This is a genomic window from Cytophagaceae bacterium (assembly GCA_016722655.1).
Taxonomy (GTDB): domain Bacteria; phylum Bacteroidota; class Bacteroidia; order Cytophagales; family Spirosomataceae; genus Leadbetterella.
Window position 1 is genome coordinate 1,730,178 of record JADKIR010000004.1, and the last position, 11,574, is coordinate 1,741,751.

The 11,574-nt window shown below is 39.2% G+C and carries 11 protein-coding genes; 4 read left to right on the forward strand and 7 right to left on the reverse strand.

The window, feature by feature from the left end:
• Nucleotides 1–35: 35 nt before the first annotated feature.
• Both IPP61_07980 and IPP61_07985 read left to right on the forward strand, forming a co-directional pair.
• A complete protein-coding gene (locus tag IPP61_07980; GenBank protein MBL0325103.1) occupies nucleotides 36–884 on the forward strand; it encodes a 1-acyl-sn-glycerol-3-phosphate acyltransferase in 849 nt (282 codons plus the stop codon).
• Nucleotides 872–1,789: a DMT family transporter gene (locus tag IPP61_07985; protein ID MBL0325104.1), complete on the forward strand. Its 918-nt coding sequence runs from the start codon at nucleotides 872–874 to the stop codon at nucleotides 1,787–1,789. The genes IPP61_07980 and IPP61_07985 overlap by 13 nt, the downstream gene beginning before the upstream one ends.
• A gap of 1 nt (nucleotide 1,790) precedes the next feature.
• Here IPP61_07985 and IPP61_07990 read toward each other — a convergent pair whose 3' ends face one another.
• The 3 genes from IPP61_07990 to priA form a co-directional block, all read right to left on the reverse strand.
• On the reverse strand, nucleotides 1,791–3,020 hold the full coding sequence (locus tag IPP61_07990) for a hypothetical protein (protein MBL0325105.1): 1,230 nt from the start codon (nucleotides 3,018–3,020) through the stop codon (nucleotides 1,791–1,793).
• An 83-nt stretch (nucleotides 3,021–3,103) separates the two neighbouring features.
• Nucleotides 3,104–3,466: a phage holin family protein gene (locus tag IPP61_07995; protein ID MBL0325106.1), complete on the reverse strand. Its 363-nt coding sequence runs from the start codon at nucleotides 3,464–3,466 to the stop codon at nucleotides 3,104–3,106.
• An 18-nt stretch (nucleotides 3,467–3,484) separates the two neighbouring features.
• Entirely contained in the window at nucleotides 3,485–5,986 is a 2,502-nt protein-coding gene (gene priA, locus IPP61_08000) for a primosomal protein N' (protein ID MBL0325107.1), read from the reverse strand.
• Nucleotides 5,987–6,322: 336 nt separating this feature from the next.
• On the opposite strand from priA, the gene IPP61_08005 reads away from it, so the two are divergent.
• Nucleotides 6,323–6,820, forward strand: coding sequence for an RNA polymerase sigma factor (locus IPP61_08005; GenBank protein MBL0325108.1), 498 nt, complete (start codon nucleotides 6,323–6,325; stop codon nucleotides 6,818–6,820).
• Between the two features lie 45 nt (nucleotides 6,821–6,865).
• On the opposite strand, the gene IPP61_08010 is transcribed toward IPP61_08005, so the two are convergent.
• Together IPP61_08010 and dinB are read right to left on the reverse strand one after the other, a co-directional pair.
• Entirely contained in the window at nucleotides 6,866–7,258 is a 393-nt protein-coding gene (locus IPP61_08010; GenBank protein ID MBL0325109.1) for an HIT family protein, read from the reverse strand.
• Between the two features lie 132 nt (nucleotides 7,259–7,390).
• Complete coding sequence (gene dinB / locus IPP61_08015) at nucleotides 7,391–8,620, reverse strand: DNA polymerase IV (protein ID MBL0325110.1); 1,230 nt, start codon at nucleotides 8,618–8,620, stop codon at nucleotides 7,391–7,393.
• Between the two features lie 260 nt (nucleotides 8,621–8,880).
• Between dinB and IPP61_08020 the strand changes: the two genes are divergently transcribed.
• On the forward strand, nucleotides 8,881–9,459 hold the full coding sequence (locus IPP61_08020) for a hypothetical protein (GenBank protein MBL0325111.1): 579 nt from the start codon (nucleotides 8,881–8,883) through the stop codon (nucleotides 9,457–9,459).
• A gap of 135 nt (nucleotides 9,460–9,594) precedes the next feature.
• Here IPP61_08020 and IPP61_08025 read toward each other — a convergent pair whose 3' ends face one another.
• Complete coding sequence (locus tag IPP61_08025; GenBank protein MBL0325112.1) at nucleotides 9,595–10,356, reverse strand: hypothetical protein; 762 nt, start codon at nucleotides 10,354–10,356, stop codon at nucleotides 9,595–9,597.
• On the reverse strand, nucleotides 10,337–11,572 hold the full coding sequence (locus tag IPP61_08030; GenBank protein ID MBL0325113.1) for a peptidase M14: 1,236 nt from the start codon (nucleotides 11,570–11,572) through the stop codon (nucleotides 10,337–10,339). Before IPP61_08030 ends, IPP61_08025 begins: the two co-directional genes overlap by 20 nt.
• Nucleotides 11,573–11,574 lie beyond the last annotated feature (2 nt).

The window sequence follows — 11,574 nt, forward strand, 5'->3', positions numbered from 1 at the left end:
TTATAAAAGGGAGAGTGAAATACTCTCCCTTTTTAATGTTTGAATTCATGGTTTATAAATATCTAAGATTATACGCAAAATTTATCCTGAGGTTTTTTGTCAGGAATATTGAAGTTCAAGGCCTCGAAAACTTTTCTAAAAAAACCGCCCTTTTAATAGCGAGCAACCATCCCAATTCGTTTTTTGATGCAGTGGTAGAAGCCTGTATATTGGATAGACCGGTGCATCCGTTGACCAGAGGTGATGCATTTAAAAACCCCATGGCTAACAAATTTCTTTCCAGTATAAACATGTTGCCTATTTTCAGGATATCAGAAGGAATAGAAAATATGGGCAAAAATGACAAGACATTTGAAAAATGTAATGAGGTCTTTAATAACAATGGAGCGGTTTTGATTTTTAGTGAAGGATTGTGTGCCCATCAAAAAACACTTTTACCCTTAAAAAAAGGAACCGGACGCATGGCTTTGCAAAGCTGGCAACAGGGCTCAGACTTAGAGGTACTGCCTGTTTCAATAAAATATGATTCCTTTTCTAATTTTGGTAAAAACATCAAAATGAATATCGGTAAAAGCATTATACACGAAGATTTTGCTGATCTGGAACCAAGAGATGGGGTTTTTGTCAGTAATTTTAATATTGTGCTTAGCAATCGTCTAAAAGAACTATCAGAGGGTGAACTTTCCCTACCAAAATGGAATTCCAATTTGATTTATTGGTTGGGCTGGTTAGTCAATTTTCCGCTCTATTTATTGCTTTCGGCAATTGTAAAATCAAAAACACGGGGTACTGTTTTTTATGATTCAATATTGTACGGGGCTATTTTGCTCACTTTACCTTTTTACTGGTTGATTTTAGGCTTGTTACTAGCTTGGATTTTCTAAAGAAACGATTTTCAAATAGTGCTCAGGGCATGATATTTATGCTCCTGGCAGCATTTTTCTTTTCTGTATCGGGTGCTACTACCAAAGTTTTGGGTAAGCACCTCAATTCAGTTGAACTGGTTTTTTTCAGAAATATTATTGGGGTAATTTTTGTGCTGATTTCTATATTGAAAAAACCCTTAAAAAACCGGGGAGGAAAGTTTGCATTGCTGGCTTTCAGGGGAGTGATAGGCACATTGGCTTTATTTACTTTCTTTTATGCAATAACCAAAATTGGCTTGGCCGAAGCCATCACTTATCAGCAGTCGTACCCTGTTTTTTTGGCCGCCATCGGCATTTTTCTCCTTAACGAAACCCCAAGGCCAGTAGTATGGTGGGCAATCGTTATTGGCTTTTCTGGTATATTTCTGATATTTTTTCCGCAGTTTAATCACGGCATACACTCAGTGAGATTTCATATTTTGGGTATCTCCAATGCCATTATGACCGCCCTGGCTTATATGAGTATCAAGCAACTGGCGGCTTATTATGACTCCCGAGCCATTGTACTTTCGTTTATGCTTTCGGGCATCATTATTCCTTTAATTAGCTTTATTACAGCAAATTACTTCAATTTTACCGGACTTGATTTTCTTATCGCCAGGTTTGTGATTCCGCAAAGTTCTGACTTGCTTTGGATTCTCTTACTGGCGTTTTCGGCACTATTTGGACAACTGGCACTCACCAAAGCGTTTTCTATCGGTGACTCCGGGGAGGTTTCGGCCATCGGGTATTTCAATATTTTGTTTTCGGTGTGGTTTGGCGTGATATTAGGTGATCAGTTTCCAAAATTTTTGGGATTTATGGGTATGCTGCTGATTATTTTAAGTGGGCTGATTATTTCCAGAAAAAAGAATATGGTGTAATTCAAAATAGTATGCCGGCATTGAAGGCATTAAACTGAAATACATGTCTTTTTGATTTAAGAATTGGATATCTTTCCCCACCAACAAAGAAGTTTATTCTTTTTACAGGTATCAGAATGCCATATTCAACAAATGCTGGAAACGTAAATTGTTGTTTGTACTCATTTATTTGTCTTTTCATTACAGAAATAGAATATCCCCCATATGGTCGTATAATTCCTTTCATGAAGGAATATCTGATTCCAAAATTTATTGAATTTAAAATATTGATATCTTCACCCAGGTTTTTATTGCGTAAATACAATTGTGATTTGAAATAATATTGTTGAAATCCCACACGATAGGAGAGGTTTATGTTTTCTTTGTAAAGAGGAAATAAAACAAACAACCCGAATGTGCGGCTGCCGGTGGTGACCATCCGGTCATAGCTTTCAAAAGACAGATAATGCGTAGGAAAAACAGTGCCCGCATTGAGTCCAAAATATTTTTTCCCGCGTCTTTTTTGATAAATGATACTATTATTTTCTTCGGGATATTTTTGGTTATAATTATTGATAAATTCTATAAGCTCGTTTCTTTCGCAATTTAAATTATAGTCCAGGGGCTTTAAATAATATTCGGCATCGTCAATTATTAGGCTCCGAAGGGTATCGAGAAAATACTTTCTTTGGGTATAAGTTCCGCTAAAATTTGGAATCATATTATAAATTCCATTTCTAATAAAATAACCGTATCCACGAGTGGTGTCTTTTTTGAATTCGAAATATACAGGGGGCAACTCTACTAATTTTTCGTTTTTTTCGGCGTAAAAACCCTTAGTCGCATCTTTTGTGTTTAATTCAAACAAACTAATCTTTCCTTTTAAAAGCCTTTGCACAAATACAGAGTCCCAATAAGGTACAAAATCTTCATTTTTTTCTAAAAAAACACCATTAGAAACAAATGGATAACTTTTCAGACTCTTATTAAAAATGTAGTCGTTTTTCAAGACTTTTTTTGAAAGATAAATATTGCCTTCTAATTCAAAACCACTGATTTTATCAGGGGACAATTCTTGTTGTTTGGAATTAAGGTTTTCTTTAAAAAAAACACTTTTTGAGTCAAATATATTTCCAATATATCCCTTAAGTGTGTCACCGTTATTTTGGAATACTTTTCCCTTTTTATAGATTTCCTGCGAAAATGTAAAAAAATAAGTTATGAATAGAATCAATGTGAGAATGTACTTCATCTTATGTGATTTTAGGTTTATAATGCTGAATTTAAGTATTTTATAATTAAGAATAGTAATATTTAGAATAATGTTTTTTTTAATCAAATGCCACTTTTTTCGATACCTTCCCTGATTTTTTCTTTTATGGTTTTCTCAATATCTGATTTTTTGGTATTGAAGATAAACCAAAGTATCATATAAATTAAGGCCAGTATCGCATAGCCGGCCCAAATAGTATGGGTCAAATAATTGATGCCAATTGCCAAAAGGATATTCAAAAATATAAAAACCATGGCTAAAAATAATCCCAAAAACAATTTCACAATCAAGCGGGAAGCTACATCTTCTACCTTTTCCTGAATCTCAAGTTTTTTTAATTCAAATTTTGCTTCGATGAGTTTGATAAAATTGTCTTTAAGCTCATCAAATTTGAAGAAATCAGTTACAGAAGATTTTAAACTCATGATTTAAATATTTTTGGTCTAAACAGCATCGACATCGACCACCACCTGTACAGTTTTGAATTTTTTGTCAGTTATCAAATTTACGATTTCTTTCTGCAAAAAAATCTTTGTTGCCTGAATATTTAAGCGGTCTTTCTCTAGTTTAAGTATAATTTTAAAAAGAAACTTATTTCTGATTCGCTCTACCAGGGCTTTATCAGGTCCCAGCACACGGTTTCGGCCTAGGGTGGTTGCCAGATTTTCAGCCAGTCGGGCTGCAGCCTGATGGGCCAGCAATTGCTCCTGGTGCTTTACAGTAACCTCAATAATTCTTGAAAACGGCGGATAGTTATAGGCCTCCCTGTCAGGAATTTCAGCCTCATAAAATGCTTCAAAGTCATTGGCAAGTATGAATTGCAGGATTCGGTTTTGCGGATTGGAGGTCTGAATCAGTACTTTGCCGGGTTTATCCCGCCTGCCTGCCCTACCACTCACCTGAGTAATAAGCTGAAACGCCCGCTCGGCTGCCCGGAAATCGGGAAAGTGAATCATTTTGTCGGCATTGAAAATCCCAACCAAACTTACTTTGTCAAAATCAAGCCCTTTGGAGACCATTTGTGTACCCACCAAAATATCGGTTTCGCCTGTTTCAAATTGTCCGATTATTTCCTGATAAGCATTTTTGGTTCGGGTAGTGTCGAGATCCATCCGTATCACAGAAGCCTCCGGAAACAGTTCGTGAAGGTCGTCCTCAATTTTTTCGGTACCTGTTCCCACCGCATTGATTCTGGGAGAGCCACAGTCAGGACAAACCCTTGGAGCCGGCTCGTGGTGTCCGCAATAATGACATACCAGGTTTTTGTCATAATAATGATAAGTCAGTGTAACCGCACATTGGTCACAGCGACCAATCCAGTTGCACTCCTGGCAGTTGAGATAAGGGGCATAACCCCGGCGGTTGAGAAACAAAATGGTTTGTTCTTTATGGGCCAAATTATGGGTAATCGCCTCTCTTAATTCCAGGCTAAAATCTTTCAGGAGCGTTTTTTCCTTTCTTTCGATTTTAAGATCAACAAGTTTTATATCGGGCAACTGTGCCTCGCCATAGCGGGTGTGGAGTTGCACCAATCCATATCTTTTATTTTTTGCCTGATAGAATGATTCCAACGAAGGAGTTGCCGAGCCCAGCAAAACTTTTGATTTCTGTTTAGCAGCCAGCATTATGGCCACGTCACGGGCATGATATCGGGGTGCCGGATCAAACTGTTTGTACGATGACTCGTGCTCTTCGTCAACAATTATCAATCCAAGGTTATCGAAAGGCAGAAAAATGGCTGAACGAACCCCAACCACAAAGTTAAATTTGCCTTCGAGGATACCTTTCCAAACTTCCACCCGTTCGTTGTCAGAAAACTTGGAATGATAAACTCCCATAATATCGCCAAAAACTTTTTTGAGTCGGGCTACAATTTGGGTAGTAAGGGCTATTTCGGGCAATAAAAACAGCACCTGAGAGCCAGAATCCAAAACTTTCCTGATGAGATCGATATAGATTTCGGTTTTTCCTGAGCCTGTGATTCCATGAAATAGTACCACGTCTTTTTCGGCAAAAGACGTCATGATTTGATCTGAGGCATTTTGCTGTGGATCAGAAAGAAGTATTTCAACATCTGAGGGCATCTCTTCGGCCTCAAATCTGGAAACAACCACTTCAAACTCCTCCATTATTCCCTTTTCTATCAATGTTTTAAGTGAGGAATCTGAAATGTTCCCTTCCCGCATAATAGATTTAGAAATCCCTTCTTTATTTTTAAAATGGAGATCAGATATGGCCACATGGCTGAGATATTCCAGTACAACGGCTTGTTGTTTTTGGTTTTTCTCGAGACTTTCGACCAGACTCAAAATCTCTTCAGAGCCCTCATACACACGTTTCAGCCTGATTTTCTTTACAATTTTGGGTTTGAATTTTTCTTTTACCTCTTCAAAAACGATTATTGCATGCTTGGCCACCAGATCTTTTATAGCCTTGTTGACGTCCTGTTTGTCGAGCAACCGGCCTACTTCTTCATAATTGAGCGAGTCTTCTTTGAGCAGCACTTCCATCAATAGCGACTCCTCGGGTGTAAGTAATTCAGGATGAGCAAATTCCGGGTTATACTGAATCTTTGACTGACTGCTGATTTTCAGTCCCGAAGGCAAAGCCACGTTTAATACTTCGCCCGGGTTACACATATAATATTCGGCTACCCAATTAAACAGCCAGATTTGCGAGGGTAGCACCATAGGCTCTACGTCGAGCAGTTCCAATAGGTACTTGGCTTGTGATTTTTGTGGCGGGTCGTTATGTATTTTTACAATAACTGCCGTCAAAACCCTCGATTTGCCAAACTCTACAACTACCCTGCTGCCGATTTTCACCCATTCGGCCAGCTCACGAGGCACCCTGTAAGTAAAAGTCTGGGGAATAGGCACCGGAAGTAACACGTCCACAAAAGTGGTGGTTTCTGTTTGAGCCAAATGAGCATTTTGATTGATCATATACAAAAATAGTTTCCTGCCGGCAGGATAAAAGGTTAAAGGTGGCTTTTTTGAAAATATTTTTTGATTAACATAAATTTTATTTTTTCTATTATTATTAACAAACAACCTGAAATAGGAGGTCGGGTTATTCTTTTATAGTAAGTTTTTAGTGCTTAAAATTTCAGGATTAATTATTTTGTTTATTGAATATTTATTTTCATTAAACAAAAATATTGTCTATTTCTCATATTGTGTATAAATATATTGATATTTAGGCTAAATTGTTAATATATTTTATTGTATTTTGTTTAACAAAATATATTTTTGATTAAACAAAAAAGCAAATCAGCAAATATGACAGCTCTTGAATTTAATTACGCTCTCAGCAATAACTCAAAAACTTTGAGGCCTTTTGCCTTAAAACTTACCAGAAATTATGACGATGCCAACGACCTGATTCAAGACACTTTGATGAAGGCCTTTGTAAATCGGGATAAATTTGAAGATGGCACCAATCTGGCTGCCTGGCTTTATACTATTATGAGAAATACGTTTATCACCGGATACCAGAAAATGATTAAGCGTAATACCGTTTTTGACCATACCGACCACCAGCATTACATCAATTCAGACGGAAATGCGGTAGAAAATGATGCTCTGGGAAATCTTTCAATGGAAGAAATCAACAAGGCACTTTCGAAAATAGACCAGGTGCACAGTGTGCCGTTTAAGATGTATTTCGAAGGCTATAAATATCACGAGATAGCTGAGCAACTCGAAATTCCCATTGGTACTGTTAAAAACCGGATTCACATCGCCCGAAAGGAGCTAAAAGATCGTTTGGTAAGGTAATTTCAATTAAAATCGGTTATATTCTAAGCCAATTTCTCTCTAAAATCAGAGCAAATTGGCTTTTATTTTTTTGGCTATTTCAGCCAACTCTTCCTGGCTTATCTTTATTTTGGCGTTAAAATTCATATCTGACATACTGTTCATGGGTATCAGATGCACGTGTGCATGAGGCACCTCGAGACCAATCACTGCAACACCCACCCGCTTGCAGGGTACCGCTTTTCTGATGGCCGGCTCCAGAGATTTTGCAAATGCCATCAAGCCGGAATACATTTCATCACTGAGGTCGAAAAGATAATCAATCTCTTTTTTGGGAACAACCAGCGTATGACCCGGAGCACAGGGAAACACATCAAGAAAGGCAAAGAAGTCTTCGGTTTCGGCTATTTTGTGGCAAGGGATCTCGCCGTTGATTATTTTGGTAAATATTGAGGCCATGATATTGTAAAAATTTCTGATGCAATTTAGGGGATTTTGTTTTCAAAACTATGATTATGGCAGTCAGTATTTTTATGATTTTGGGTTTTGAAATACCGAACTCAGTTTCTCAGGTTTTGTTTGAATCGCCCTTTACTGATACATTCTTTTTAGTTTTCCGTCGGGCAGCCCGGCACCATCGACACGTACCTCTTTGCGGCGTTCGTAGAGTTGCATGCCGTAGGCTCGCATCACTGCCTGCAGTCCGTGCTTGTGACGGATACGATCCATGGCCTGATAGAGGTCAGCCATATGGGCAGAGGTATCAAAGAGGGCAATCTGACTATGCCCTGCTACCAATTTGCTGAGCCGTACCCCAATGAGGCGAATCAACAAACGGCGGTCATAGAGTTTTTCGAATATCTCGAGGGCTTTTTGTTGCAGCTGATGGTCGTTGGCCGTAAAAGCAATTGCCACCTGCCGGTTGTGGGTGTCAAAATTGGAGTACCGGACTTTTACGGTTATCTGTCCGGCACAACAGTTTTTTTTGCGGAGGTCATAGCAAAGGTCTTCGGTCATTTTTACCACAATGCTGCGTAGCATGTTCACATCAGTAGTGTCTTTGTCAAAGGTCATCTCTTTTGACATGGATTTCTGGTCATGATACGGCACCACGGGAGTATAATCTATGCCGTTGGCCCGCTCCCACAGGCTGAGGCCATTTTGACCCAGTACAGCTTGCAGCATTTTTTTTGGCATTTGTGCCAGCATACCTATGCTCGTGATGCCCAGGTTGCGTAGCTGCTGGCCGGTGACCTTGCCCACATAGGGCATTTTGTCGATACTCAGCGGGTTTAGAAAAGGCCTTTCTTCGCCCATGGGCACGAGTTTTTGTCCGGAGGGCTTGGCCTCATTGGTCGCAATTTTGGCTATGGTTTTACCGCTACTCATTCCAAATGATATACTCAGGCCGGTTTCCCGCATCACCCGTTGCCGCAGTTCAGAAGCATATTTGTAGCTACCAAAAAAGCGATCCATGCCGGTGAGGTCGGCGTAGAATTCGTCGATGGAAGCCTTTTCGAGCAGCGGCAGGCTGGAGTCCATAATTTCAGTTACCACAGCCGAATATTGGCTGTAGTTTTCATAGTCGCCGCGTATCCAGATGGCGTCGGGGCACAGGCGACGGGCCAGCTTGGCAGGCATGGCTGAGCTCACACCAAAAGCACGGGCCTCATAGCTACAGGCCGCCACTACGCCACGCTCGCTTATGCCGCCCACTATCACGGGCTTACCGGCGAGCTGTGGGTTTTTGAGCCTTTCGACCGACACAAAGAAGGAGTCGAGGTCAAAGTGGGCAACGGTACGGTTTATGGCAGATTTCATTTTTTCTAAAAAATAAGTAAGTATTCACACTTCAAATGTGGTAATATTTTTGGCAATTTAATGCTTGAAAAATTAGCATGTGAGTGAATTGCTAAGGATTGTAGAGTAGCATCTGCTTACAATTGCCGGGATTTAAAGCGTTATACATTAAAAAGATGGTAAGGGAATTGCCTTAAAACGACAAAAAAAACCTATCTTTTATTTTCACAAATAAAACTTCTAAATTTATATACTTATTCAAAATACTAATCCCGTTCAGAATGAAATTAATTATCCTTATTTTAATGTTGCTATTAAGCCATTCAAGCTCCTTTGGTCAGGAAAATTGTAAAAAAAGGCAACTTGATTCGTTAGAAAAAAGTATTATTCGGGAGTACATTGATCAAGCCGCTAAAAATAATTGGTTTGAGCAAGACATGGGTGTAGTTGTAGTTTCAGAGGATTTTTCGCAGTTACCAAAAGTGAAATGGGAAATAAGTATATCCATTGATAACTCTATTTGGCCTGATTCTTCTTTTACTTATGCAAAATATTACAGTGATTTAATTCTATTTAAAAATAAAGAACAAAAAGCGTATTCAAATAGTGAAAAAATAAATGATTGTTGGTCAAAAATAATTGGAGACCGTATTTATATCAAACCAGAAAAACAAAATCGTTCATGGAGGCTGACTTATGATGGATGGGAGGACGGAAAACCTATTTTAAATTCTGATAAAAAGGAAAGAATTATTCCTGATGGCAGGAGGTCTTTTACCGACGATGCAAGAGGGGATATCAGAGTGTATGTATTTTCGAAACAAAATGGCATTGAGCACAGAGGAAGGTGGCCATATTAAAAATTACAATGTATTTTTTAAATTAAGGAACGGTTTTTTTACAAAAGTGAATATAATATTGAGAATTGAAAAGCTTAATAAAAACAACTAATTATCAATCAATTACATTAAAGGAAAAATAAATTTTTTCTAAAATCAATTTCCGTTGAACGGCCTGATGATACGGGAAGTGCGGAAGCCACTGAGGCATTTGAGTACACGAAATGTAAGCTCATAATCGGTGGCTCTGAGAATAAAATCCTGTGGAATTTTGCAATATTTCATAAAAGCATCAACTTCTTCTTCCGGCAATTTGGTGATTTGCATTACCGTCTGTTTGTTGTATTTGATATCGGCATAAAAAGTCTTTACGTCTTGAAACTGCAGGTCGGCGAGTTTACGGTTGGCTTTCCCCTCTTTACTATACATTTGATACAAACCATCAATCGAAATCCCTAGTCCGGGCTGGGAAGTATTGGTGTTGAGCATGTTACGCCAAATTTTGCTTTTTAGGGTTTTGGAGTCATAAGGGTTGGCCAGTAGCAGGTTGATGTCGCGGTTGAGCTCGGCCCAGCGTTTTTCTTCCACCACCAGTTCGCGAAGCATAATGGGCTGGAGCTTTTCTTTTATGACAGGGTTTTTATCGATACCGTCCCAAAGGATTCCTTTCCGGTTATAGCCAAAAGTACTTATCAGAATGGAGTCACCTTTAAGGGCCCTGAGATAAAATTCGCCACTTTCATTGGTGACAACAATCTGTCCGTTACGTTTATTGAGAATATTGATATTGGCAATTCCCTTTTGGGTATGTGGGTCAACAACCTTGCCATACACTGACTTTTCCTGAGCAAATAAGAAGCGGGTAATCAGCATAAAAAACAAGAAAGAGAGCAGGCTTTTAGTCCAATATTTTTCCATTCGAAATCACTTTTTGGGCACTTTTGTAGTCAATTACAAAACTTGCTTTGCCGCCCAATTCTATTTGGGTAGGTGTGCTCCCTTTTATTTTATGTTTTTGTACCAAAGCCGGAAATTGGCTGATGGGTTTTAAAATGGCCCCTTGGGCATCGATGGTTTTCAATCCGAAAAATACCGAAAGGTCGCCGATATCTTCTATAACGCTGGTATGAGTGTAATTCGTGGCTCGCGGGTTATTTTTTTCATCAATATTTATCCCAAGATCCACCGTGTATTTACCACCGGGGCCTTCCATTTGTGCATTTTCAATCTTTAGATCAAAAAGTGCTTTTTCGTTTTGAGGAATATTTTCGTAGTCCTGAAGGCTAAAATGCCCATAATTCCCCCTGCTAATGGCCAAAAGGGCACTCAATATTGCCACAAAATTCAGTTTTCTAATTTCCTGTTTTTCGGGGTCTCCTACCAGCCCGCCAGACTCGATAAGAATAAGGCTGCTGCCCCATTTTTGAATATTATCACCAAATGCCCGGGGTTCAAATTCATCGGAAAACCTGCCGATACTTCCGGGAATAAACTTTTGCAGTACCGAGTTGAGGTGACTGATGACCTGCCTTGACTTAATTCGCACATCATTCCACTCCCGGGCTTCGTTGTAGGCTGTTGCCAAAAACGAAACAGTGGCCTGTTTTGGGCTTATACCCGCACTGTAGCGTGTACCCTGATCGTGCAGGTTAAACGAAAATTCTGGTTTGAGTTTTCCTACATTGTCTTTCAGAATTCGGCTCTCGGGGCATTGCAACCTGAGAGCATCCCTGTTCATGTCAATACCCTGAGCGGTATATCGGATAAACCTTTCGGCTCCGTCAGGGTTGAGCATTGGAATAAAATGCAGGTGGAGGTTTTCAAGTATTTCTTCTTTTTCAGCTTGAAAAAGGTCGCTTTTGTCCTGAAGAAAATTAAAAATATCAAAAATGGCCATAGTAGCAGTGGCTTCGTTGCCATGCATTTGTGACCACAGAAGTATCTGGCGTTTGCCTTGTCCTAAAGCCACTTTAATGATTTCGCGGCCTTCGTATGAATGCCCCACAACCAGCTTTTCGAATGGAAGTTTTTGAATTAATGGAAGAATGTCTTTTTGTTTAAAACGCCTGACAGACAGGGCTTTTTCTTTGTATTTTTCAAAATTTTTATACAGACTTTCTTCAAAATTCTCCATTC